This is a genomic window from Marinobacter sp. RI1, assembly GCF_041155085.1.
Lineage (GTDB): Bacteria > Pseudomonadota > Gammaproteobacteria > Pseudomonadales > Oleiphilaceae > Marinobacter > Marinobacter nauticus.
In genome coordinates this window covers 3674172-3696917 of sequence record NZ_AP031605.1, presented here as the reverse complement: position 1 = coordinate 3696917, position 22746 = coordinate 3674172, and the positions used below count along the sequence as shown (strand labels likewise).

The following is a 22746-nucleotide window of genomic DNA, read 5'->3' as shown; positions in this document are numbered from 1 at the left end:
AGGTCCAACAAGGTTGATGGGTCGCACTCCGGTGCGGCCCCCGTCGAAATCGAGCTGATGAGAGTGGCAACATGAAAGAACGTCTCAACAATGACTTTCAGTTTGTGGAAGTTGGGCGGGTAGACCCGAAGAAGGTGCCTGCCAAGAAGCGCAAAAAGGAATTCGGGGAAATCTATCACCCGTTCAGCGAAACCCATGCGGCCTCCCAGTCCCATCGCTGCCTGGCGTGTGGTAACCCGTACTGTGAATGGAAGTGCCCGGTACACAACTATATTCCGAACTGGCTGAAGCTGGTGTCGGAGGGCAACATCATGAAGGCGGTGGAACTGTGCCACCAGACCAACTCCCTGCCGGAAGTCTGTGGTCGTGTGTGCCCGCAGGACCGCCTGTGTGAAGGTGCCTGCACCCTGAATGACGGCTACGGCGCGGTTACCATCGGTTCTGTTGAGAAGTACATTACCGACACCGCATTTGCGCTGGGCTGGAAACCGGATATGTCCAATGTCACCTGGACTGACAAGAAGGTGGCTGTGATTGGCGCGGGCCCCGCAGGGCTTGGTTGTGCTGATGTTCTGGTGCGCAACGGCGTCAAGCCTGTGGTGTTTGATCGTTACCCGGAGATCGGTGGCCTGCTGACCTTCGGTATTCCTGAGTTCAAGCTGGAAAAATCCGTCATGTCCCGCCGCCGCAAGGTGTTCGAGGAAATGGGCGTGGAGTTCCGTCTGAGTACCGAGGTGGGTAAAGACGTTCAGTTGAACAAGATCCTGGAAGAGTTCGATGCCGTCTTTATGGGCATGGGTACCTACACCTACATGAAAGGTGGGTTCCCCGGTGAGGAGCTGCCGGGTGTCTATGACGCCCTGCCGTTCCTGATTTCGAATGTTAACCGTCGCCTGGGTTTCGAGAAAAAGGAATCTGACTTCATCGATATGAAAGGCAAGCGTGTTGTGGTGCTGGGTGGTGGTGACACCGCTATGGACTGTAACCGGACTTCCATTCGCCAGCAGGCCGAGAGCGTGACCTGTGCCTATCGCCGCGATGAGGCCAACATGCCTGGCTCCCGTCGGGAAGTGGCCAACGCGAAAGAGGAGGGCGTCAAGTTCCTGTTCAACCGTCAGCCCATCGCCATCATCGGTGAAGACCGCGTTGAGGGTGTAAAGGTAGTCACCACGGAGCTGGGTGAGCCGGACGAAAACGGCCGTCGTCGTCCGGAAGTGGTTCCGGGCAGTGAGGAAGTGATTCCGGCTGATGCCGTGCTGGTAGCGTTCGGCTTCCGCCCGAGCCCAGCGCCCTGGTTTGAAGAGCTGGGCGTGAACACGGACGACTCCGGTCGGGTGACTGCGGCAGAAGAAGCCGAGTTTCCGTTCCAGACCAGCAATGCCAAGATTTTCGCTGGTGGCGACATGGTGCGTGGCTCGGATCTGGTGGTTACCGCAATCTGGGAAGGACGTCAGGCGGCCGAAGGCATCCTGGACTACCTGGACGTTTAACGCTGGATTGACCAGAGTCAGAAAGGGCGGCTTGCTAAGGGTAAGCCGCCCTTTTTTATTCGTGCAAACGGGGTATCATTGCTCCCCATTGTCTCTGACCATTTTTACCGACGAGAACGGGAAACTCTATGACCGAGCTGAAGAACGATCGCTTCCTGCGCGCCCTGATGCGCCAGCCTGTAGACCGCACCCCGGTGTGGATGATGCGCCAGGCAGGCCGTTACCTGCCGGAATACCGCGCAACCCGGGCCAAGGCCGGCGACTTCCTCAGTTTGTGCAAAAACACCCCGCTGGCCTGTGAGGTTACCCTGCAGCCGCTCGAGCGTTACCCCCTGGATGCCGCCATCCTGTTTTCTGACATTCTGACCATTCCCGATGCTCTAGGGCTGGGGCTCTATTTCGAAACTGGCGAAGGCCCGAAATTCCGTAAGGTGATTCGTTCGGAAGCAGATGTGGATGCCCTGCCCAGGATGAATGCCGAGTCTGACCTGGACTACGTGATGAATGCGGTGTCTACCATTCGCCGGGAGCTGAATGGCCGCGTGCCGCTGATCGGTTTCTCTGGCAGTCCCTGGACTCTGGCCACCTACATGATTGAAGGTGGATCTTCCAAGACCTTCTCGGAAGCCAAGAAGTTGATGTACGGTCAGCCGGAGGTGATGCATCGTCTGGTGGACCATCTGGCGGATTCGGTCATTGACTACCTCAATGGCCAGATCAAGGCCGGCGCCCAGGCTGTGCAGATTTTTGATACCTGGGGTGGTGTGTTGAGTAGCTGGGCCTATGAAGAGTTTTCCCTGCGCTACATGAAGAAGATTGTTGATGGTCTGATTCGTGAGAGCGAAGGTCGCCGTGTGCCGGTGATTGTTTTCACCAAGAACGGTGGTCAGTGGCTGGAGTCTATCGCTGATTGTGGCGCCGATGCTGTGGGGCTGGACTGGACGACGGACATCGGCAACGCCCGTGCCCGCGTGGGCGACAAGGTGGCCCTGCAGGGCAACATGGACCCGGCCATGCTGTATGCGCCGAAGGCGCGCATTCGCCAGGAGGTGGCGGATATCCTGAAGCGCTATGGTTCTGGCTCGGGGCATGTGTTCAACCTTGGGCATGGGATTACGCCGGATGTGGACCCAGAGCATGCCGGGGCGTTCATTGAGGCGGTTGTTGAGCTTAGTGGGCAGTATCACCAGTGAAACTAAACTAGGAGATTGCCGTCGTTGGTAGCCTGCGAGCGTGGTGCTTGCGGGCTGGTGGAACGGCCCTCTTATGACGTTTCTGGAGATATCCTCGTGAAACTGTATCGTGATCTCTCATCCGAAGAGTTTCACCCCGTTTGAGTGTCGTTTAACTGAGCTGTACTCCTTTTTATGTCCGGTCTATAGTCAGAGAAAGCACGAACCTCTGTCTGGAGCTTTCCCTTGTCTAACAGAACATCCGAAAAACGCCGGTTTCACCGAATCAACTTTGACGCCCCCTGTGAGCTGCATTGTCAGGATGTGGTGTGGTCAACGGAGGTGTTGGATATTTCCCTGAAGGGCGTTCTCGTTCAGCGGCCAGAAGGCTGGAAGGTTCCTTTGAACAAGCCCTGTGAAGTGGTGATTCACCTGAATGAGCATGAAGCTGCGATTGTAATGGCGGTGGAGCTGAAGCATGTGGAGGATCATCGGTTGGGATTTCGCTGCCAGTACATTGATCTCGACAGTGCAACGCACTTGAAGCGTTTGGTGGAGCTGAATCTCGGGGATCAGGCGCTTTTGGAGAGAGAGTTTGCGCATCTGATTGACTGAGGTCGTCGTTGGCGATTACTACGAAAGTTGCCGGGGCGTGGCAGAGGGACACCTCAAAAAATGTCGGAGGCCATGGATGGCCGGAGAGAAGCGCACATGGATGTGCTCGTAGCGGTTTTTTGAGGTGTCCCTCTGCCGCGCGCCTTGCACCGGATTTTGCAGGCTAGGGGCCTGGCTCAAAGCTCCTCAAGAGCCGAAAGAGCATCCGAAAGCTTGGTCACCGGAATCACCTTCATGCCATCAACGGGCTTACGTGGAACATTGGCCTTCGGCACCAAGGCCCGGGTGAAACCGTGCTTGGCCGCCTCGTAGATACGCTCCTGGCCACTCGGTACCGGCCGGATCTCCCCAGACAAGCCAACTTCGCCAAAAATCACCAGATCCTGCGGCAGCGCCCGATTCCGGAATGACGAAACCACAGCTGACAGCAAAGCAAGATCCGCACTGGTTTCGTTGACCTTCACACCGGCCACCACATTCACAAACACATCCTGATCGGCCACATGCATGCCGCCATGGCGGTGCAGCACGGCCAGAAGCATCGCTAAGCGGTTCTGGTCAGTCCCTACCGCTACCCGTCTCGGGTAGCTCCCCTGGGCCATGTCCACGAGGGCCTGAATCTCCACCAGCATCGGCCGAGTGCCTTCCCAGACCACCATCACCACGCTACCCGGCGCCGCTTCCTCGCCTCGATTGAGGAAGATGGCGCTGGGGTTTTTTACTTCCTTCAAACCTTGTTCCAGCATGGCGAACACGCCCAACTCATTAACCGCGCCGAAGCGGTTCTTGATGCCGCGCAGGGTTCGGTAGCGGCTGTCGCTGGAGCCCTCCAGCAGGATCGAGCAGTCAATCATGTGTTCGAGCACCTTCGGCCCCGCCAGGCTGCCATCTTTGGTGACGTGCCCCACCAGCAAGAGGATGGTGCCGGTTTGCTTGGCAAAGCGGGTCAGAAAGGCGGCGCTTTCCCGAACCTGGGATACCGAGCCAGGGGCGGATTCAATGTCCGCGACATGCATTACCTGGATACTGTCGATTACCAGAATGCGGGGCTTCTCCGCTTCCGCCACCTGCATAAGCCGCTCAACGGAGGTTTCCGAGAGCATTTTCAGGTCTTTGGTGGGCAGGCCCAGCCGCTTGGCGCGCATGGCCACCTGTTGCAGGGATTCCTCACCGGTGACGTACAGCGCTGAGTGCTTCTCGGCCAGTTGGCAAACCGCCTGCAGTAGCAGGGTGCTTTTGCCCGCGCCGGGGTGACCGCCCATGAGTACCGCCGAGCCTTCCACCAGGCCGCCACCCAGGACACGGTCGAATTCCTGCATGCCGGTGCTGATACGTGCCTGCTCCGCCAGGCTGACCTCGTCCAGGCTTTTGACCTCAGACAGGCTGCCGGCATAACCCTCAAAGCGGGCGCTGCGAGCACCTTTGCCGGGGCCTGAGACGCCGCGTACTTCGCTGATGGTGTTCCAGGCCTGGCAGGCGGTACATTGGCCCTGCCACTTGGAATAGTCGGCACCACACTCGGTGCATACAAAGGCGGTTTTGGCTTTGGCCATGGGTATGGTTCCGTGTCGGGCAGATCGGGGAGGGCAAGCGGGCCGACGCGAAGGCCGGCCCGGTCATCGGTTACGCCAGTTTCTTGTACTTCATACGCTTGGGCTGCATGGCGGAGTCGCCTTTGCGCTTCTTGAAGTCGGCGTCGTAATCTGTGAAGTTGCCTTCGAAGTAGACTACTTCGCCGTCGTCTTCGAACGCCAGGATGTGGGTCGCTACCCGGTCCAGGAACCAGCGGTCGTGCGAGATCACCAGGGCGGAGCCCGGGAAGTTCAGCAGGGCTTCTTCCAGAGCGCGCAGGGTTTCCACGTCAAGGTCGTTGGTGGGTTCGTCCAGCAGCAGCACGTTGCCACCCTGTTTCAGCAGCTTGGCCAGGTGCAGGCGGTTGCGCTCACCGCCGGACAGGTCGCCCACCCGTTTCTGCTGGTCAGTGCCCTTGAAGTTGAAGCGGCCCACGTAGGCCCGGGACGGGGTCTCGTAGTTACCGACCTTGATGATGTCCTGGCCGTCGGAAAGCTCTTCCCATACAGTCTTGCTGCCGTCGAGATCGCGCATCTGATCCACATAGGCCAGTTCCACGGTTTCACCAACGGTGATGGTGCCGGAATCCGGTTTGTCCATGCCTGCGATCATCTTGAACAGCGTGGATTTGCCTGCGCCGTTACCACCGATGATGCCAACAATCGCACCCGGTGGAACGTGGAACGAGACATTCTCGTACAGCAGGCGGTCGCCGAAGGCCTTGCTGATGCCGTCCACCTCGATCACCTTGTCGCCAAGGCGAGGTCCGGGCGGGATATACAGTTCGTTGGTTTCGTTGCGCTTCTGGAATTCCTGGGAGCTCATCTCCTCGAAGCGGGCCAGTCGTGCCTTGCTCTTGGACTGGCGGCCCTTGGCGTTGGTGCGTACCCATTCCAGCTCGTGCTTGATGGCTTTCTGGTGAGCGGCCTCCTGCTTGGCCTCCATCTCCAGGCGCTTCTCTTTGTTCTCCAGCCACTGACTGTAGTTGCCCTCGAACGGAATGCCGTGGCCACGGTCCAGTTCCAGGATCCAGCCGGCGACGTTGTCCAGGAAGTAACGGTCGTGAGTGATGGCGACAACGGTGCCGTCGTAATCGTGCAGGAAGCGCTCCAGCCAGGCCACGGATTCGGCATCCAGGTGGTTGGTAGGCTCGTCCAGCAGGAGCATGTCAGGGCCGGACAGCAGCAGGCGGCAAAGGGCCACACGGCGGCGCTCACCACCTGACAGCACTTTTACCTTCTGGTCCCAGGCCGGCAGTCGCAGGGCGTCTGCCGCCACTTCCATCTTGCGCTCTATGTCGTGGCCATCGGTAGCCTGGATAATGGCTTCCAGTTCGCCCTGTTTCTTGGCCAGTTCGTCAAAGTCCGCATCCGGCTCGGCGTAGGCGGCGTAAACCTTGTCCAGCTCCGCCAGAGCGTTGTGTACGTGTGCGACGGACTCGTCAACGATTTCCTTTACGGTCTTCTCCTCGTCCAATTCCGGCTCCTGCGGCAGGTAGCCCACATTGATGCCGGGCTGTGGCCGGGCCTCACCGATGTAATCCTGGTCGACACCCGCCATAATACGCAGCAGGGTGGATTTACCGGCGCCGTTCAGACCAAGTACGCCGATTTTGGCGCCCGGGAAGAAGCTCAGAGAGATGTCTTTCAGAATTTCCCGCTTGGGCGGTACCACCTTGCCCACGCGGTTCATGGTGTATACGTATTGAGCCATTTTGGCATATTCCTTTTATCAAACAGTAGCTTGAAAAATGAAAGCACGTCAGGCGACTGATCGAGGACTTCGGGGTGAGCGATCCGGGATCGTCAAAATCAGGGATGATTTTGTCGAGCGTACAGGGACGTATTTACAGCGTATCCCGGATCGCTCACCCCGAAGGCCGATACCACGGACGTCGGTACCTGAGAACAATAACCGGGTAAGGTATCTAAAGCGTTCCGCGATAGCAATTGACAGCCTCCGGTGTGCCGGTATCTGCGGACGGCATAAAGGATGATTTTTAACCCGCTTTCAAGATAGAATAGCGGCCCAATTTTTCAGGGGTTCCGGCTTGCAAAGAGGCATCGCCGGGCCAGCCATACAGACAGGGGCAGCACATCCATGTTTACTCGTGATATGAAAATCGCCGGTTTCGATGACGAACTTTGGAACGCTATGCAGGCGGAAGAAAAGCGCCAGGAAGCACACATCGAACTGATCGCGTCTGAAAACTACACCAGCCCGCGGGTGATGGAAGCCCAAGGTAGTGTGCTCACCAACAAGTACGCTGAAGGTTACCCCGGCAAGCGTTACTACGGTGGCTGCGAGTTTGTGGACATCGCTGAGGATCTGGCCATTGCCCGCGCCAAGGAGCTGTTTGGTGCCGCCTACGCCAACGTGCAGCCGCATTCCGGTTCACAGGCCAACTCTGCGGTGTTCATGGCGCTGCTCAAGCCCGGTGATACCGTTCTGGGTATGAGTCTTGCTCACGGTGGGCACCTGACCCACGGTGCCAGCGTGAACTTCTCCGGCAAGATCTACAGCGCGGTTCAGTATGGCCTGAACCCGGAGACCGGTTTGATCGATTATGACGAAGTGGAAGCTCTGGCTGTCGAGCACAAGCCGAAAATGATCATCGCGGGCTTCTCTGCTTACTCGCAGGAGCTGGACTTTGCCCGTTTCCGTGCCATCGCAGACAAGGTAGGCGCGTATCTGTTTGTTGACATGGCCCACGTGGCCGGTCTGGTCGCCGCTGGCGTCTACCCGGATCCGGTACCTCACGCCCACGTGGTTGCGACCACCACGCACAAAACCCTGCGCGGCCCACGTGGCGGCCTGATCCTGGCCTGTGATGACGAAGATCTGCAGAAGAAGCTGAACTCCGCTGTGTTCCCAGGCGGTCAGGGCGGCCCGTTGATGCACGTGATTGCGGCCAAGGCCGTGTGCTTCAAGGAAGCCATGAGCGACGAGTTCAAGGCCTACCAGCAGCAGGTCGTGAAGAACGCAGCCGCCATGGCAGAGGTGTTCATCGAGCGCGGCTTTGACGTGGTTTCCGGTGGTACCAAGAACCACCTGTTCCTGGTGAGCCTGATCAAACAGGACATTACCGGTAAAGACGCGGATGCCGCACTGGGCAAAGCGCACATTACCGTGAACAAGAACGCCGTGCCGAACGATCCTCGTTCACCGTTCGTAACGTCCGGACTGCGCATTGGTACTCCGGCGGTAACCACCCGCGGCTTCAAGGAAGCCGAGTGTCGGGATCTGGCGGGCTGGATGTGCGACATCCTCGATAACCTTGAAGACGAAGCGGTTAATAGCCGTGTGCGGGAGCAGGTGGAAGCTGTCTGCGCGCGGTTCCCGGTCTACGGCTAACAGGCTTAGAGACAGGTCAGCCCGGGCGCTCCGGTGAGTGCCCGGGTTCTTTCTTTCCGGAGCAGGTGATTTATGCATTGTCCTTTCTGTGGTGAAGCCGATACCAAGGTGATTGATTCGCGCCTGGTGGCCGAGGGTGACCAGGTTCGCCGCCGCAGGGAGTGTCTGTCCTGTCGTGAGCGATTTACCACCTTTGAAACTGCCGAGCTGGTGATGCCCCGGGTCGTTAAGCAGGATGGTACCCGGCAGCCATTTGATGAAGAAAAGCTGCGGGCCGGCATCATGAAAGCTCTGGAAAAACGTCCGGTCAGCATTGAGGAAATCGATGCCGCCCTGAACCGTATCAAGTATCGTCTCCGCTCGACTGGTGAGCGTGAGGTCAAGTCGATGCAGTTGGGTGAGGAGGTAATGACCGAGCTGCGCCAACTGGACAAGGTTGCCTACGTGCGTTTTGCGTCGGTTTACCGCAGTTTCCAGGACATCAACGAGTTCAAGGAAGAGATCGAGCGGCTGTCCCAGGGCAATGGCGATACCGCGGTGGATGTTGCCAGGGCATTGGTGGATAACGGTACAGACAAAGGCAAGGCATGATTTCAGACCGTGATCGGGCAATGATGGCCCGGGCCGTTCAACTGGCCTGGCGCGGTCGCTATTCCACCCATCCCAATCCCCGTGTTGGTTGTGTTATTGCCAAAGGCGATCTGATTGTGGGCGAGGGCTGGCACGAGCGTGCCGGTGAAGCCCATGCGGAAGTGCGTGCTTTGAGCCAGGCAGGCCATGAGGCTCGAGGAGCCACCGCCTACGTTACGCTGGAGCCATGCAGCCATTACGGGCGCACGCCGCCCTGCGCACGGGCACTGATAGATGCCGGTGTGGCCCATGTGTTTGCCGCCACCAAAGACCCCAACCCGTCTGTGTCCGGTCGGGGGCTGGATATGCTCAGGGAGGCTGGCATACGGGTGACCGAAGGCGTGATGGCCGATGAAGCTGCGCGTCTGAATCCTGGCTTCATGAAGCGTATGAATACCGGCCGGCCCTGGGTTCGGCTGAAGATGGCGGCCAGTCTCGATGGCCGGACCGCCATGGCCAGTGGTGAAAGCCAGTGGATAACGGGCCCGGAAGCGCGCGCGGATGTGCAGCGTTTGCGGGCGATCAGCGACGCCATCCTCACCGGGGTAGGCACGGTACTGGCGGACGACCCCTCGTTGACCGTTCGGCGGGACGAGATGGGTGATATCGGCGATGCCACGGATCCGTCCCGGCAGCCGTTGCGGGTGATCGCCGACCGGGATGCCCGTACGCCGGCCACCGCCAGGATTCTTCAGGGTGGCAATGTGCAGGTATTCTGCGCCAGTTCGACACTGGCCTCAGGCCCGGCCCAGGATCTGGCTGCACTGGGCGTCAGCCTGACCGGGGTTGCCTGGAAAGATAACGGTGTTGATGTCGCCGAGTTGCTGGACGCGCTGGGAGAGCTTGGTATTAACGAGTTGCTGGTTGAAGCCGGCCCTACGCTGGCCGGTACGTTCATCGGTGAAAATCTTGTGGACGAGCTCTGGCTCTACCAGGCCCCGGTTTTCCTGGGTAGTACCGGCAGGCCGACAGCGCATTTGCCGCTGGAGACCATGGCCGACAAAGTGCAATGGAAGGTGCTGGATCGTCGTCAGGTGGGTGAGGATCAGCGTCTGATCCTGGCTCGCCACTAATCATTCAATCCATTCCCCGTGAACCGGCTAGACTGTCGGGAGGGGTGAAAGGGTGCAGAACCGTATGGCACTGAACAGCATTGAAGAAATCATTGAAGACATTCGCCAGGGCAAAATGGTCATCCTGATGGATGATGAGGATCGCGAGAATGAGGGCGATCTGGTGATGGCAGCGGAGCACTGCACGGCAGAGGCCATCAACTTCATGGCCCGCTTTGGCCGCGGACTCATCTGTATGCCCATGACCCGTGATCGCTGCGAACAGCTGGGTCTGCCGTTGATGGTTCAGCAGAATGCTTCTGGCTTCGGAACCAAATTTACCCTGTCTATCGAAGCCCGTGAGGGTGTTACCACGGGAATTTCTGCAGCGGACCGGGCTCGTACCGTGCAGGCAGCGGTTGCCCGGGATGCCAAGGCTTCTGACCTCGTTCAACCGGGACATATTTTCCCGCTGATGTCCGATCCTGGTGGCGTTCTCAGCCGTGCCGGTCACACCGAAGCGTCGTGCGATCTGGCGGCCCTGGCTGGCTGTGAGCCGGCCGGTGTGATCTGTGAAATCATGAATGATGACGGCTCCATGGCCCGGCGCCCGGATCTGGAGAAGTTCGCAGAAGAGCATGATCTGAAGATCGGCACCATCGCAGACCTGATTCATTACCGCACTATGAACGAGCGCACGGTGGAGTGCGTGGAACAGAACGAACTGGATACCGAGTACGGCCTGTTCAAACTGCACACCTACCGGGACAATATCCAGGGTGCTACCCATCTGGCTATGGTAATGGGCGATATCCAGCCGGAGGAGCCGGTGTTTGTGCGTGTGCACATTACCGATACCCTGCGCGATCTGCTGGGTGCACGCCGCAAAGATTCCCGGAGCTGGCCGCTGCATCACGCACTGGAGAAGGTTGCGGAAGAAGGCAAAGGCGTGGTGGTGCTGCTTAACAGTGCTGAAGACAGCTACAACCTGGAAGACCGGATTCAGGAGTTCTTTGACAAAGGGCAGGGATCCTCAGGCAAGGGCAGTTCCGGCGTGTATTTTACCGTCGGTACCGGTTCCCAGATTCTCCGGGATCTTGGAGTCGGTAAAATGCGCTTGCTCAGTCCGCCGGTTAAATTCTCCGCCATCTCCGGTTTCGACCTGGAAGTGGTGGAATACGTACCTTACGCCCCCGAATGATAAACCCGGTTATCGCCAATAAGGCGATGACCCGTGAAGGAGCCCGAGATGGCAGATATCAAAGTAATTGAAGGTGATTTTACCCAGTGCAGCGGCCGCTATGCGCTGGTGGTTGGCCGGTTTAACGGCTTTGTGGTGGAAAGTCTGGTGGAAGGTGCAGTGGATACCTTGCGTCGTCACGGCATTTCCAATGATGACATTGCCATTATCCGTGTGCCGGGTGCCTATGAAATGCCACTGGCGGTCAAGCGTGTTGCCGAAACCTCGGACTACGACGCCATTATTGCCCTCGGCGCGGTAATTCGTGGTGGCACTCCCCACTTTGAATACGTGGCGGGCGAGGCCTCCAGCGGCCTGGGCGCTGTCAGCCTGGAAACCGATGTCCCGGTTACCTTCGGCGTATTGACCGTAGATTCCATTGAGCAGGCCATCGAACGCTCCGGCACCAAGGCCGGCAACAAGGGCGCGGAAGCCGCCATTACTGCCCTGGAAATGGTCAGTCTGTTCAAAAAGTTGGGTGAGTAATGAGCGAAGCGGGTGACACTTCTCCCCAGCCGGGGAAAACCGGCCAGCCCAAGGCAGGCGATCGCCGCCGGGCACGGGCGCTGGCCATGCAGGGTTTGTATCAGCGGCACTTCAGCAAAACGCCGATTTCTGATATCGAAGCCGAGTTCATGGTCGACAACGACATGAGCAAGGTCGATATCATGTATTTTCGGGACCTTCTGCGTGGCGTTTACCGCGAGCAGGCAGAGCTCGACAAACTGCTGGAGCCGTTTCTGGATCGTCCCCTCAAGGAGGTCGACCCGGTTGAACTGGCGATCGTTCGCCTGGGCGCCTATGAGCTGAAACACCGCATCGATGTGCCCTATAAAGTGGTCATCAACGAGGGTATTGAAATGGCCAAGCGCTTTGGTGGCACCGAAGGGCACAAGTTCGTGAACAGCATTCTGGACAAACTCAGCCGCCGGCTTCGCCTGGCCGAGACCCGCCCGCGTTGATTCATGGGTGAATTTGAGCTGATCCGGAAGTATTTCCAGCCGCTGGCCGATGGTGCCGGGCAGGATCAGCTCCTTCTCGGTCCCGGCGACGACTGTGCGATCCAGCGGGTATCGCCGGGGCTGGATCTGGTGTTTTCTGTGGACACCCTGGTAGAGGGCGTTCATTTTCCTTCCGATTATTCGCCAGATTATCTCGGATGGCGAGCTCTGGCGGTTGCGGTAAGTGATTTGGCCGCGATGGGCGCAAGCCCGGTCTGTTTTACTCTGGCTTTAACCTTGCCAGACGCCAATCAGGGCTGGCTGAAGCCGTTTTCAGAGGGGCTGGCCCGGGCCAGCAAAGCCTTTGGTATCGCCCTGGCGGGCGGAGATACTACCCGTGGCCCCCTGACAATCAGCATCCAGGTGCACGGAACTGTTGAGAGTGGGCGTGCGCTGTATCGATCCGGCGCGAAGCCCGGCGACCTGATATGTGTCAGCGGCACGCTCGGGGCGGCCGGTGCCGCTCTTGATTACCTTGCTGCCCCCGCGCCCTCACCGGCCCAGCTCGCCTTGTTGTCACGTTATCATTTCCCGCAGCCTCGTCTGTCACTGGGTCAGCAGCTGGCGGGCTGTGCCTCCTCTGCCATAGATATTTCTGACGGGCTCCTGGCGGATCTCGGCCATATCCTTGATGCCTCGGGGGCCGGAGCGCGAATCGACACGGGACGTATACCGATGATGGCGGAGTTGGTTGCATTAAAGGGTGAGAACGCCCGGGATCTGGCGTTGGGAGCAGGAGATGACTATGAGCTTTGCATCACCATCCCGCCAGAAACCTTCGGCACTCTTGACGACTCTGTGGCCCGTGAGCTGACGGTCATTGGAGAGATTACTTCGGAGCCTGGCCTTCAGCTGAGCGGGCCGGTCTCTGGCGTCATTCAAGGATATGAGCACTTTGGGAGACCCGCATGAGTGATGAGCTGATGCATGAACCGGACGCCGCCCAGGTCATCTTGCCCCCTGGCTTTCTGAAAAACCCGGTCCACCTGTTGGCCTTCGGTTTTGGCAGCGGTGCAGCGCCCAGAGCGCCGGGAACCTGGGGTAGCCTCGCCGCTATTCCGGTTTGGTATGCCTTTTCCTGGATGCCTCCGTTGGCCTACTGGCTCGTGGTTCTGGCGGCGTTTCTGGTGGGTATCTGGTTGTGTGGCAAAACCGCGACAGACCTGAAAGTGCATGATCACGGCGGTATTGTGTGGGATGAATTTGTGGGGATGTGGATTGCCCTGGGCCTGTTTCCGGATCAGCTTTACGGGGTGCTCATGGCGTTCATGCTGTTCCGGCTGTTTGACGTGTGGAAGCCCTGGCCCATTAACTGGCTGGATGAGCGCTTGCCCGGCGGGCTCGGGATTATGGTGGACGATGTCGTCGCCGGGGCTATGGCGTTGGGTTGCCTTTGGGCGATTGACGTCTGGGTGATACCCTATATTATCTAGCGGGGCATCACCCATTCGGTTTGTCGGGTGGGTTAGTGCACCTGCTGCTCTTCTGGCAGCATGCGAACAACATGCAGAAAGCGTTTAAGGCCGACTTCTGCCCGCTCTCTTGAGGCAAAAGGCCCGCTGTCGAAGCCCTCGCGGGTTGTAAAGTACCATTTGCTCCCTACGCAGAAAAAACGACTGCTGCGAAACGGGACGGGGCCTTGCTCTCCTGTCCTGCGCTGAGTGTCCATGGTTTCTCCTGAGCCCACTTGTTCTTTTCTTCTCGGGCTGTGCGTTGTGTAAGCCGACTTGTTTAAAATTAATCCAATTGCAGCCGAATTCAACAATTTTTTACATTCTTACGTTGGGCGTCACATTCCGGACCTTCCTGCAGTGAAAGTGAATTCCGTTGCGTGCCTTGCTCTGATCCGCCCGGATGGTCAGAATGCTTGGCAGAGTTGTCCTCAACATTGCAGGCCGTGCCAACGGCCATCCCTATGGATAAGGAGATGAAGTGAGTATGTGTCACGTTCCAAGGCTTTTCAAGTTGCTGGCTGTTCTGGCGAGCGTTGTCATGGCGGGCTGTGCATCGAGTGTGGCCAGAGTGGATACCTGGGAAGGCCAGTTGCCGGCGACGACAAAACCGGCTGTGCTGCAGGCGCCCGGTGAGATACAGGTGGTCAGTGTGAATGGTCGGAACATGACCAACTTCCTGATTGAGGATCTGGCACTGGACTACGGTTTGTTGCCGGGAGAGAACGAGGTGGTGTTCCGCTACAAAACCATCTGGGCGAAGAGTGGTGTGGTACGCAACGGCGAATCCAAAGTGCATGTTATCGAGAGCAGCACTCAGGTGGCGCGTTTCACGGCGAGCCCGGACGCAGTCTATGGTTTCGAGTTTGATAAGCCGGCAAGTCGCCAGGAAGCCGAAACCATGATGGAGAGCTTTTCAGCAAAGATCGTTGCCGGCAATGGCACTGTCGTGGCGGTATCTGAGGAGTGGGACGGACAGTCCCGTCTGACGGACAGCCGCACTCCGGTTCCGGCTTCCGGGGGCGAGAGCACCAGCCGGCCCCAGGAAGGCAGCACTCTGGAGCAGCTCAAAGCCATTTGGGCCGATGCTTCTGATGAAGACAAGAAAGCCTTTTTGCGTTGGGCATTCGAATAACCCGGTGCCGGGCCTGCGGGCCCGGCTATCTTCTGAATCTGCCCAGCCCGCCTTTCAGCAGTTTTTCCACGTAGGCAAGGACATCGTCGGTCAGGTTGTGTTGTGGTTCCGGAAACTGCTCATGGCCCTGATCGGGGCCCAGCTCCGCTGCAGCTTTCTCTATCGCTTCCAGACTGTCGTGTACCAGTTCTGGTAGCTGGTCGCTGTCGGCGACCACGTCCGGGCAAAGCGTAAAGTTCAGGGTGAGCTGACCCTGGTAGCTGACCGCAACAATCACCAACCCAAGGCTGTCGAATAATGGGGCACTGTTGTACTGGCGCACCAGTCGGGCACCTTGCAGGTACAGCGGTACCTGCGGGCCCGGTACGTTGGTAATCGGCACGTTGAACAGTGGCTGGTAGCGCTGTGCGACCTGCAGCTCGGAATACAGGCGGGCGGACAGTGCCAGCAGCGTTGACGGAAGTAGCTCGGTCAGCCGGTCTGCGGCTATGGCTTCACGGTAGGGCTCGGATTCAACCGCATTGCGGTGAATTCGCCGGATCCGGGCTGCCGGGTTGGGTTCTGCGGTGGCCAGGTCCAGCAACATGGCTGACATCTGATTGCCGGTGGCCTTGCGAAGACTGCTGGAACGAACCGAGATCGGCGTCATAGCGACCAGCGAGGATTTCGTTTCTATGTTCTGGTTGGCGAGGTATCGGGCCAGGGATTCGGCACACAGGCCGAGGACCACATCGTTCAGGGTGACGTCGACCAATGAGCCCTTGATGGCTTTGAGCCGGGACAAGTCCACGCTGGTTGAGACAATTCGCCGGTTGGCTGTAATCTGCCGGTTGAAGGGGCTGTGGGGTGCGGTGAACAAGGGTAGTGGCAATGGCAGCTTGTGTAATTGCTTCTGGATCAGCCCACGGGTGGTGGCTTCGGCGGCGTTATAGGCCAGAGAGGCCAACTGCATCGGCGTTTTCAGCATGTTGGCGCCGGCCTGCAGGAAAACCCGCTCTTCTGAAGGTTCCTGTCTTGGCAGCCAGGGACGGGGTGGCGTGATGGTTCTCGGGCTGGGTGTGTACTCCAGTAGCTTGCCCATGATTTCCTCACCGCTAAACGCGTCAATGGCGGCATGGTGCAGCTTCACGATCAGTGCAAAACCCTCTTTTTCACCCTCAGGATCGTCGATCCGGAAACCATCGACAAAGGTGATGTGCCAGAGTGGTCGGTCCCGTTTCAGCGGCTCTTCAAGAATCTTCGAGGCCAGGGATATCAGGCTGGCCTGCTTGCCGTGTTCGCCAAGGTTTACGTAGGCCAGGTGCCGCTCGATGCTGAAATCGGCGTCGTCCACCCAATAGGGGCGGCCAAGCCGGAGAGGGATTTCTTTCAGCTTCTGGCGGAACAGAGGTACCACGTGGAGCCGGCTGCGCAGATAGGCGACGAAGGTGCTGAATGCCAGTGGGTTGGACAGGCCACTGGCATCGAACAGATAAATGCCGCCGATGTGCATCGGTGTGGTGTCCGATTCCAGATACAGGAACGAGGCATCCAGTTCCGACAGCTGACGCATGGAACGCACTCCTTGTGTTTCTCGTTGTATTCGGCTGTTCAGTATACTTCAGGTCGTGAATTCGCCGGTTGGCCCCTTTGCCTCAGGAATCGGCAGGCTTGAGCCACTGGCTGAGGTTCTGGTCTTCGCTCAGCCTATTCCAGAACCACATCAGTGCCTTGCCTTTGTCTTCACTGTGGCGGGCCAGGTGAATGGCGATCGGGGGGCGTGGTTCGTGCACGGCTTTCGCCACCAGCCGGCCTGAAGCCAGTGCCTCCCGGATGCGTGGCAAGGGCAGCCAGCCAACGCCAAGGCCTGCTTCCTGTATGGCAATTTTCTGGTCGATGTTGGTGACGGTCAAGGTTCGTTGGCGCCGGAAGATGCCGGCATGGCCGGGTGGCAGCGCGCGGGAGGTGTCGGCGGCAACGGCAGCGGGAAATGGGGCGATGTCGCTTTCTGTCAGGGGTTCTTCTGCCTGGGCCAAAGGGTGGTTGGCCGCCACGGCAAAGACGAAAGGTATCTCGCCCAGTGGCTTGGTGGTAAAGCTTCCGGCGGGCTTGCTGAGCTGGTCTGCGCCGATCACCATGTCGACGCGCCGGCTTTGCAGGGCGTCCCAGGCGCCTGCAAAGACCTCCTCCACCACCTGTACATCCACTGGAACGCCCAATTGGTAAAAAGCGTCAATCGCCGGAAACAGGCATTGTGCCGGCAGCAGCGAGTTGAATCCTATTCTAAGCCTGGTTTCCCAGCCCTGAGCTACCTGGCGGGTAGAGTGAGCCAGGTTCTCGGCGGCTTCAAGCAGCGAGCGGCCTTCCTCCAGCAGGTAACGACCGGCGGGCGTGAGCACGGCTTTGTGGCCGGTTCGGTCAAAGACACTGACGCTGAGGTCTTCCTCAAGCTTCTGAACGGTGTAACTGATGGCCGAGGGAACCCGGAACAGTTCGCTGGCGGCACCGGCAAAACTGCCCTTGCGGTCGATAGCGTCCAGTACTTTGAGTGCGTCGATGGTAATGGCTGTATGCATGTTCGAATAATCTGAAAGTGTTTGCCAGAAATGCTTGCTATCAGCCTAGCAGCACAGTCGTTAGCCTGTCTCTATTAATTCAGAACCGGGTCGGCCCCATCACACTTCATCAGGGCAAATTTCATGGTGGCTGACCTCGCAGGAGGGTAGTTATGGGCTTGTTGGTTGACGGCTGTTGGCACGATCAGTGGTATGACACGGGCAGAACCGGCGGCAAGTTTGAGCGCGAAGCGGCGCGGTTCCGGAACTGGGTAACCGCTGACGGCTCCGCCGGGCCGGCCGGAGAGGGTGGTTTTCCTGCAGTGAGTGGCCGGTATCACTTGTATGTTTCCATGGCCTGCCCCTGGGCCCACCGCACCCTGATTTTCCGGAAGCTCAAAGGTCTGGAGAACCATATTTCGGTGTCTGTCGTGCACCCGGACATGGTGGAAAACGGCTGGGAGTTCCGGCCCGGTCGCAAAGACCATCAAGACGACTTGTATAATTTTGACTTCATGCACCAGATCTATACCCGTGCCGCCCCGCATTATTCTGGCCGGGTCACGGTGCCGGTGTTGTGGGACAAAGAGCGCGAAACCATTGTCAGTAATGAATCCGCAGATATTATCCGGATGTTCAATTCCGCCTTTGATGGCCTTGAGGGCGTGAATAACGACCGGGATTTCTACCCGGAAAGCCTGCGTGGTGACATCGAGGCGGTGAATGAGCGGGTTTACCACACGGTGAACAACGGTGTTTACAAAGCAGGGTTCGCGACTGCGCAGGACAAGTATGAGGAGGCCTATCAGGCCCTGTTCGACTCCCTGGACTGGCTGGAAGAAAGGCTGGCGGAGAAGCGCTATCTCACCGGTAACCGGCTAACCGAGGCCGATTGGCGGCTGTTCACCACGTTGATCCGATTTGATGCGGTGTATTACAGCCACTTCAAATGCAACCGCCAGCAGATCCGCGACTATCCGAATCTGTCCGGCTATGTGCGGGAGCTATATCAGGTGCCGGGCGTGGCTGAAACCGTGGATCTGGGCCAGATCAAGCGTCACTACTACGTAAGTCAGCGCACCATTAACCCAACGCAGATTGTGCCGGTGGGGCCAGAGCTGGAATTCGAAGCACCCCACGGGCGTGAACATCTCGGCTGAAAGGGCCTGGTCGACTAGCTGACCCGGGCTACCGCCACTTCGGTCAATAGTTCCAGCGCCTGCCGGTGCTCAGAGCCCGGCAGGCAAGCCAGCAGGTCTCTCGCGATCTGCGCCTGCTCTTTTGCCTTTGTCATGGTGTATTCAATAGCGCCGGACGCCTTCACGATATCCAGTACTTTTGGAAGGTCGTCCAGCCCTCCCTTCCGGATGGCCTGGCGGATCAGTTGCTTTTCATCTTCGCTACCGTTGGCCATGGCATAGATCAGCGGCAGGGTGGTTTTGCCTTCCGCCAGGTCGTCTCCCACGTTCTTGCCCATGGTTTCGGCATCGCCCTGGTAATCGAGAACGTCATCAACCAGCTGGAAAGCCAGCCCCAGGTGTTTGCCATAGTCTTTCAGTGCGGCTTCCTGTTCCGTGCTGGCTCCGGCCAAAAGGGCGCCGGTGTGGGATGCGGCTTCAAACAGCATGGCGGTCTTGTTGTGGATAACGACCATATACTGGTCTTCGCTCAAGTCCGGGTTCTTCACGTTCATCAGCTGCATGACCTCGCCCTCGGCAATAACGGCCGTGGCGTGCGACAGCACGTTCATAATCGGCAGGCTCTGCAGCTCGACCATCATCTCGAAGGCCCGGGCATAAAGGAAATCGCCGACCAGTACGCTGGGCGCGTTGCCCCATTTTGCGTTGGCTGTGCTGCGGCCGCGGCGCATGTCGGAGGTGTCTACCACATCGTCGTGCAGCAGTGTGGCGGTATGCAGGAATTCAATCACAGCAGCCAGCTTCAGATGATCGTCTTTCTGGTAGCCGGCGGCCTGGCTGGCCAGGAGAACCAGCAAAGGTCGCAGACGTTTGCCGCCGCTTTCGATAATGTACTGGGCGATTTTCTCAACCAGTGGGACATCGGAAGCGAGCCGCTTGATGATAAGGTCGTTAACGCGGCTGAAATCATCCGCTACGGTGTCGTAGATGCGCTGGGCTGTCATCGGGCCGGTAAGTCCCTTGCTGGTGTTTTCGTTGAGTTTTCGGGCAGGTCGCGGCAATGCTAGGTATTGCTGCTTACAGTGTCAACTTGAGCCGGAATCCGGCTTGTATTGGCCGGCGGGTTTTCGTACAATCACGCGCCCAACTCATCCCAACCTGCGCTCCCTGCAATAGGGTCGCCAGAGTGCTTCCCTTAGAACCAGGTGGATAAGAGCAGGGATGGGTCAATCGCGGAGACTATGAATGTACGCAGTTATTGTTAGCGGTGGTAAGCAGCACCGTGTAAAAGAAGGCGAAACTCTGAAGCTGGAAAAGCTGGAAGTTGAAACCGGCGGTTCCGTTGAGTTTGATCGTGTTCTTCTGGTTGCCAATGGCGACGACGTAAAAGTTGGCGCTCCGGTTGTTGAAGGTGCCAAGGTGACCGCAGAGGTGGTTAGCCACGGTCGTCACGACAAAGTGAACATCATCAAGTTCCGTCGTCGTAAGCATCACATGAAGCGTCAGGGCCACCGTCAGTGGTTTACTGAAGTCAAGATCACGGGTATCCAGGGCTAAGCCCTCGAATAACCCCTTAATGAAGGAGGCTGGTAATGGCTCATAAAAAGGCAGCAGGTAGTACCCGTAACGGTCGCGATTCCGAGTCGAAACGACTTGGTGTCAAGCGCTACGGTGGCGAGTCTGTATCTGCAGGCAGCATCATCGTTCGTCAGCGCGGCACCCGTTTCCACGCTGGCAGCAACGTAGGCATTGGCAAGGACCACACCCTGTTCGCGAAAGCAGAAGGTCAGGTGAAGTTCGAAACCAAAGGCCCGCAGAACCGCAAGTTCGTAAGCATCGTTCCGGCTGCGTAAGCAGCGGCGATCCGGTTCTGTTGAACCTTGGGTTTGCCTGATATGCTGATTTAGTCAGTTCTCAGGTGAATCCGGAGCCCCGCAAAGCTTCCTTGAGGCTGCGGGGCTTTTTAGTTTATGCAAAGGCATTTGGCGTATGAAATTTGTAGACGAAGCCACCATCATTGTTGAAGCCGGTAAAGGCGGGCATGGTTGCCTGAGCTTCCGGCGGGAAAAGTACGTACCAAAGGGTGGTCCCGACGGCGGTGACGGTGGGGATGGCGGTTCCGTCTATCTGGAGGCGGACAGCGCACTCAATACCCTGATTGATTACCGCTTCCAGCGTAAATACAAGGCCCAGAATGGTGAGCCGGGCGCTGGCCGTAACTGCACCGGTACTAAAGGCGAAGATCTGGTGCTACCGGTGCCGGTTGGCACGACAGTGGTGGATATGGATACCCATGAAGTGCTGGGAGATCTCACCAAAGAAGGTCAGCGCCTGAAAGTGGCTCAGGGTGGTTTTCACGGCCTTGGCAATACCCGTTTCAAGTCGTCCGTTAATCGTGCTCCGCGCCAGACCTCCAAAGGGTCTGAGGGTGAGGCGCGTAATCTGCGTCTGGAACTGAAGGTTCTGGCCGATGTCGGTTTGCTGGGTTTGCCCAATGCCGGCAAGTCTACGTTCATCCGGTCGGTTTCCGCCGCGCGCCCGAAGGTAGCGGATTATCCCTTCACCACCCTGGTACCGAATCTTGGTGTGGTCAGTGTGCAGGCTCATCAAAGCTTTGTTATTGCCGATATTCCTGGTTTGATTGAGGGGGCAGCCGAGGGTGCGGGGCTTGGTATTCGTTTCCTTAAGCACCTGGTCCGGACGCGCTTGTTGCTGCACCTGGTGGATGTTGCTCCTTATGACGGCTCGTCCCCGGCCGACGCGGTCAGGGCGATTGCCCACGAACTCGAAAAGTTCAGTGAAACGCTGGCCAGCCGTCCTCGTTGGCTGGTGCTGAACAAGGTCGATATGGTCGCCGAGGAAGATCGTGAGGCCCATTGTCAGGCCATTGTTGATGAGCTTGGCTGGGAGGGGCCTGTGTTCCGCATTTCCGCGCTGAGTGGTGAGGGCACCAAACCTCTGGTGCAGGCCGTGATGCGCTGGATTGAGGAACAGGCCGAGCAGGAAGCCGACAATCCCGATTTCGCTGAGCAGGAAGCCGCGCGCAGGCGTCGCATGGACGAAGAGGCCCGTCAGAAAATTGAGGCGGATCGTCAGGCCCGTAGAGCGGCCCGTAACGCGGATGATGACGACGACTTTGACGACGATGATTACGACGTTGAAGTGGTTTACGCACCGGAATAACTCACTAACGGAAGAGACTGTAGCGCTATCATGAGTGAACGCCTTCAGCTTCGACAGGCCCGCCGTCTGGTGGTCAAGATCGGTAGTGCCTTGCTGACCAATGATGGCAAAGGTCTGGATGTGGCCGCGTTGGGGTTGTGGGTAGATCAGATCGCCGAGCTGATTGCCGAAGGGGTGGAGGTGGTGGTGGTGTCCTCCGGCTCGGTCGCCGAAGGCATGAGTCGCCTTGGTTGGACAGTTCGCCCCCAGCACTTGCACGAGTTGCAGGCTGCGGCTGCTGTGGGGCAGATGGGGCTTGTGCAGACCTGGGAGGCCCAGTTCAAGCGCCATGATATCCATACGGCGCAGATTCTGCTGACCCACGACGACCTCTCCGACCGCAAGCGTTACCTGAACGGCCGCAGTACCCTGCGTACGTTGCTGGATTACGGTGTGGTGCCGATCGTGAACGAGAACGATACGGTGGTGACCGACGAGATCCGCTTTGGTGATAACGACACCCTGGGTGCGCTGGTGGCTAACCTGATTGAGGCGGATGGTCTGATTATTCTGACCGATCAGGTGGGGTTGTTTAATAAAGACCCCCGCAAGCACGGCGATGCCGTGCTTGTGACCGAGCGCAGGGCGGAAGATCGCGAGCTGGATGCCATGGCCGGCGGTGGTGCCGGAGCGCTCGGGCGCGGTGGTATGCAGACCAAGCTGAGGGCGGCCCGGTTAGCGGCCCGCTCAGGCGCGTTTACGGTGATTGTTGGTGGCCGGATTGAGCATGTGATTGCCCGATTACGCCAGGGTGATGTGATTGGTACCTTGCTGTTGCCGGAGCAGGGGCGGCTGGCGGCCAGAAAGCAGTGGATTGCCAGTCACTTGCAAACCCGGGGCAAGCTCACGCTGGATGATGGTGCGGTGAAGGTGTTGCGCCAGGGTGGACGGAGTCTGTTGCCGGTGGGTGTGAAGGCTGTGTCCGGGCAGTTCCGGAGGGGGGAGATGGTCTCCTGTGTCGATCTGACTGGCAAAGAAATCGCGCGGGGGCTGGTTAACTATGATGCTGATGAAGCCAGGGCCATCTCGGGCCGGTCCAGTGATCGCATTAATGATGTTCTGGGTTATGTGTCCGATGAGGAGATGATCCATCGGGATAATCTGGTGGTGGTTTGATCTTTTTCGCTTGATTCAGACAC

General features: G+C 58.3%; 23 protein-coding genes. 17 read left to right on the top strand and 6 right to left on the bottom strand.

Annotation, left to right across the window (positions count from 1 at the left end; all coding sequences use genetic code 11):
• Positions 1 to 71: 71 nt before the first annotated feature.
• The 3 genes from ACAM27_RS16785 to ACAM27_RS16775 all read left to right on the top strand — a co-directional run bounded on the left by ACAM27_RS16785 (position 72) and on the right by ACAM27_RS16775 (position 3277).
• A complete protein-coding gene (locus tag ACAM27_RS16785) occupies positions 72 to 1490 on the top strand; it encodes an FAD-dependent oxidoreductase (RefSeq protein ID WP_011784353.1) in 1419 nt (472 codons plus the stop codon).
• Positions 1491 to 1618: 128 nt separating this feature from the next.
• The gene (gene hemE, locus ACAM27_RS16780; protein ID WP_222534801.1) at positions 1619 to 2683 is read left to right on the top strand and encodes a uroporphyrinogen decarboxylase; all 1065 of its coding nucleotides are present in this window, start codon (positions 1619 to 1621) and stop codon (positions 2681 to 2683) included.
• A gap of 225 nt (positions 2684 to 2908) precedes the next feature.
• Positions 2909 to 3277, top strand: a complete 369-nt coding sequence (locus ACAM27_RS16775) for a PilZ domain-containing protein (RefSeq protein WP_011784355.1) — start codon at positions 2909 to 2911, stop codon at positions 3275 to 3277.
• A 176-nt stretch (positions 3278 to 3453) separates the two neighbouring features.
• On the opposite strand, the gene radA is transcribed toward ACAM27_RS16775, so the two are convergent.
• Both radA and ettA read right to left on the bottom strand, forming a co-directional pair.
• Positions 3454 to 4830, bottom strand: coding sequence for a DNA repair protein RadA (gene radA, locus ACAM27_RS16770; RefSeq protein ID WP_011784357.1), 1377 nt, complete (start codon positions 4828 to 4830; stop codon positions 3454 to 3456).
• 70 nt (positions 4831 to 4900) lie between these two features.
• Entirely contained in the window at positions 4901 to 6562 is a 1662-nt protein-coding gene (gene ettA, locus ACAM27_RS16765; protein ID WP_153741461.1) for an energy-dependent translational throttle protein EttA, read from the bottom strand.
• 387 nt (positions 6563 to 6949) lie between these two features.
• Here ettA and glyA point away from each other — a divergent pair, with 387 nt between their 5' ends.
• The 8 genes from glyA (at position 6950) to ACAM27_RS16725 (ending at position 13559) form a co-directional block, all read left to right on the top strand.
• Entirely contained in the window at positions 6950 to 8203 is a 1254-nt protein-coding gene (glyA, locus tag ACAM27_RS16760; protein WP_113880389.1) for a serine hydroxymethyltransferase, read from the top strand.
• Between the two features lie 72 nt (positions 8204 to 8275).
• Positions 8276 to 8794 carry a transcriptional regulator NrdR gene (gene nrdR / locus ACAM27_RS16755; RefSeq protein ID WP_011784360.1) on the top strand — a complete coding sequence of 173 codons (519 nt, stop codon included), beginning with the start codon at positions 8276 to 8278 and terminating at the stop codon, positions 8792 to 8794.
• A complete protein-coding gene (gene ribD / locus ACAM27_RS16750; RefSeq protein ID WP_023011679.1) occupies positions 8791 to 9906 on the top strand; it encodes a bifunctional diaminohydroxyphosphoribosylaminopyrimidine deaminase/5-amino-6-(5-phosphoribosylamino)uracil reductase RibD in 1116 nt (371 codons plus the stop codon). The genes nrdR and ribD overlap by 4 nt, the downstream gene beginning before the upstream one ends.
• 64 nt (positions 9907 to 9970) lie before the next feature.
• Positions 9971 to 11086 carry a bifunctional 3,4-dihydroxy-2-butanone-4-phosphate synthase/GTP cyclohydrolase II gene (gene ribBA / locus ACAM27_RS16745; RefSeq protein ID WP_011784362.1) on the top strand — a complete coding sequence of 372 codons (1116 nt, stop codon included), beginning with the start codon at positions 9971 to 9973 and terminating at the stop codon, positions 11084 to 11086.
• A 48-nt stretch (positions 11087 to 11134) separates the two neighbouring features.
• Positions 11135 to 11611, top strand: a complete 477-nt coding sequence (gene ribE, locus ACAM27_RS16740; RefSeq protein WP_011784363.1) for a 6,7-dimethyl-8-ribityllumazine synthase — start codon at positions 11135 to 11137, stop codon at positions 11609 to 11611.
• Complete coding sequence (nusB, locus tag ACAM27_RS16735; protein WP_014420583.1) at positions 11611 to 12087, top strand: transcription antitermination factor NusB; 477 nt, start codon at positions 11611 to 11613, stop codon at positions 12085 to 12087. The genes ribE and nusB overlap by 1 nt, the downstream gene beginning before the upstream one ends.
• 3 nt (positions 12088 to 12090) lie before the next feature.
• A complete protein-coding gene (thiL, locus tag ACAM27_RS16730) occupies positions 12091 to 13038 on the top strand; it encodes a thiamine-phosphate kinase (RefSeq protein WP_113880388.1) in 948 nt (315 codons plus the stop codon).
• Positions 13035 to 13559 carry a phosphatidylglycerophosphatase A gene (locus tag ACAM27_RS16725; protein ID WP_369612336.1) on the top strand — a complete coding sequence of 175 codons (525 nt, stop codon included), beginning with the start codon at positions 13035 to 13037 and terminating at the stop codon, positions 13557 to 13559. The genes thiL and ACAM27_RS16725 overlap by 4 nt, the downstream gene beginning before the upstream one ends.
• A gap of 32 nt (positions 13560 to 13591) precedes the next feature.
• Here the strand turns inward: ACAM27_RS16725 and ACAM27_RS16720 are convergent, their stop codons facing one another.
• On the bottom strand, positions 13592 to 13795 hold the full coding sequence (locus ACAM27_RS16720) for a DUF6316 family protein (protein ID WP_011784367.1): 204 nt from the start codon (positions 13793 to 13795) through the stop codon (positions 13592 to 13594).
• Positions 13796 to 14064: 269 nt separating this feature from the next.
• Between ACAM27_RS16720 and ACAM27_RS16715 the strand changes: the two genes are divergently transcribed.
• Entirely contained in the window at positions 14065 to 14712 is a 648-nt protein-coding gene (locus ACAM27_RS16715) for a DUF2057 family protein (RefSeq protein WP_121208516.1), read from the top strand.
• A 25-nt stretch (positions 14713 to 14737) separates the two neighbouring features.
• Here the strand turns inward: ACAM27_RS16715 and ACAM27_RS16710 are convergent, their stop codons facing one another.
• Complete coding sequence (locus ACAM27_RS16710) at positions 14738 to 16264, bottom strand: wax ester/triacylglycerol synthase family O-acyltransferase (protein ID WP_113880387.1); 1527 nt, start codon at positions 16262 to 16264, stop codon at positions 14738 to 14740.
• A gap of 82 nt (positions 16265 to 16346) precedes the next feature.
• Entirely contained in the window at positions 16347 to 17267 is a 921-nt protein-coding gene (locus tag ACAM27_RS16705) for a LysR substrate-binding domain-containing protein (protein ID WP_183580552.1), read from the bottom strand.
• Positions 17268 to 17419: 152 nt separating this feature from the next.
• On the opposite strand from ACAM27_RS16705, the gene ACAM27_RS16700 reads away from it, so the two are divergent.
• A complete protein-coding gene (locus tag ACAM27_RS16700; protein WP_369612335.1) occupies positions 17420 to 18406 on the top strand; it encodes a glutathione S-transferase family protein in 987 nt (328 codons plus the stop codon).
• Positions 18407 to 18420: 14 nt separating this feature from the next.
• Here ACAM27_RS16700 and ispB read toward each other — a convergent pair whose 3' ends face one another.
• Positions 18421 to 19389 carry an octaprenyl diphosphate synthase gene (gene ispB / locus ACAM27_RS16695; RefSeq protein ID WP_369612334.1) on the bottom strand — a complete coding sequence of 323 codons (969 nt, stop codon included), beginning with the start codon at positions 19387 to 19389 and terminating at the stop codon, positions 18421 to 18423.
• Positions 19390 to 19630: 241 nt separating this feature from the next.
• Here ispB and rplU point away from each other — a divergent pair, with 241 nt between their 5' ends.
• From rplU to proB, 4 genes are all read left to right on the top strand, one after another.
• The gene (rplU, locus tag ACAM27_RS16690; protein ID WP_011784373.1) at positions 19631 to 19942 is read left to right on the top strand and encodes a 50S ribosomal protein L21; all 312 of its coding nucleotides are present in this window, start codon (positions 19631 to 19633) and stop codon (positions 19940 to 19942) included.
• Between the two features lie 35 nt (positions 19943 to 19977).
• Positions 19978 to 20238, top strand: coding sequence for a 50S ribosomal protein L27 (gene rpmA, locus ACAM27_RS16685; RefSeq protein WP_011784374.1), 261 nt, complete (start codon positions 19978 to 19980; stop codon positions 20236 to 20238).
• A 136-nt stretch (positions 20239 to 20374) separates the two neighbouring features.
• The gene (gene cgtA / locus ACAM27_RS16680; protein WP_011784375.1) at positions 20375 to 21568 is read left to right on the top strand and encodes an Obg family GTPase CgtA; all 1194 of its coding nucleotides are present in this window, start codon (positions 20375 to 20377) and stop codon (positions 21566 to 21568) included.
• Between the two features lie 30 nt (positions 21569 to 21598).
• Positions 21599 to 22723, top strand: coding sequence for a glutamate 5-kinase (proB, locus tag ACAM27_RS16675; protein ID WP_014420591.1), 1125 nt, complete (start codon positions 21599 to 21601; stop codon positions 22721 to 22723).
• Positions 22724 to 22746 lie beyond the last annotated feature (23 nt).

Coding starts and splice junctions, on each gene's coding strand:
- nusB (WP_014420583.1), top strand. CDS start 11,611: ATGAGCGAAGCGGGTGACACTTCTCCCCAGCCGGGGAAAACCGGCCAG.
- ACAM27_RS16715 (WP_121208516.1), top strand. CDS start 14,065: ATGTGTCACGTTCCAAGGCTTTTCAAGTTGCTGGCTGTTCTGGCGAGC.
- ettA (WP_153741461.1), bottom strand. CDS start 6,562: ATGGCTCAATACGTATACACCATGAACCGCGTGGGCAAGGTGGTACCG.
- ACAM27_RS16705 (WP_183580552.1), bottom strand. CDS start 17,267: ATGCATACAGCCATTACCATCGACGCACTCAAAGTACTGGACGCTATC.
- ACAM27_RS16720 (WP_011784367.1), bottom strand. CDS start 13,795: ATGGACACTCAGCGCAGGACAGGAGAGCAAGGCCCCGTCCCGTTTCGC.
- ispB (WP_369612334.1), bottom strand. CDS start 19,389: ATGACAGCCCAGCGCATCTACGACACCGTAGCGGATGATTTCAGCCGC.
- ribE (WP_011784363.1), top strand. CDS start 11,135: ATGGCAGATATCAAAGTAATTGAAGGTGATTTTACCCAGTGCAGCGGC.
- rplU (WP_011784373.1), top strand. CDS start 19,631: ATGTACGCAGTTATTGTTAGCGGTGGTAAGCAGCACCGTGTAAAAGAA.
- ACAM27_RS16725 (WP_369612336.1), top strand. CDS start 13,035: ATGAGTGATGAGCTGATGCATGAACCGGACGCCGCCCAGGTCATCTTG.
- hemE (WP_222534801.1), top strand. CDS start 1,619: ATGACCGAGCTGAAGAACGATCGCTTCCTGCGCGCCCTGATGCGCCAG.
- ACAM27_RS16785 (WP_011784353.1), top strand. CDS start 72: ATGAAAGAACGTCTCAACAATGACTTTCAGTTTGTGGAAGTTGGGCGG.
- ACAM27_RS16700 (WP_369612335.1), top strand. CDS start 17,420: ATGGGCTTGTTGGTTGACGGCTGTTGGCACGATCAGTGGTATGACACG.
- thiL (WP_113880388.1), top strand. CDS start 12,091: ATGGGTGAATTTGAGCTGATCCGGAAGTATTTCCAGCCGCTGGCCGAT.
- glyA (WP_113880389.1), top strand. CDS start 6,950: ATGTTTACTCGTGATATGAAAATCGCCGGTTTCGATGACGAACTTTGG.
- ribD (WP_023011679.1), top strand. CDS start 8,791: ATGATTTCAGACCGTGATCGGGCAATGATGGCCCGGGCCGTTCAACTG.
- nrdR (WP_011784360.1), top strand. CDS start 8,276: ATGCATTGTCCTTTCTGTGGTGAAGCCGATACCAAGGTGATTGATTCG.
- ribBA (WP_011784362.1), top strand. CDS start 9,971: ATGGCACTGAACAGCATTGAAGAAATCATTGAAGACATTCGCCAGGGC.
- proB (WP_014420591.1), top strand. CDS start 21,599: ATGAGTGAACGCCTTCAGCTTCGACAGGCCCGCCGTCTGGTGGTCAAG.
- ACAM27_RS16710 (WP_113880387.1), bottom strand. CDS start 16,264: ATGCGTCAGCTGTCGGAACTGGATGCCTCGTTCCTGTATCTGGAATCG.
- radA (WP_011784357.1), bottom strand. CDS start 4,830: ATGGCCAAAGCCAAAACCGCCTTTGTATGCACCGAGTGTGGTGCCGAC.
- cgtA (WP_011784375.1), top strand. CDS start 20,375: ATGAAATTTGTAGACGAAGCCACCATCATTGTTGAAGCCGGTAAAGGC.
- rpmA (WP_011784374.1), top strand. CDS start 19,978: ATGGCTCATAAAAAGGCAGCAGGTAGTACCCGTAACGGTCGCGATTCC.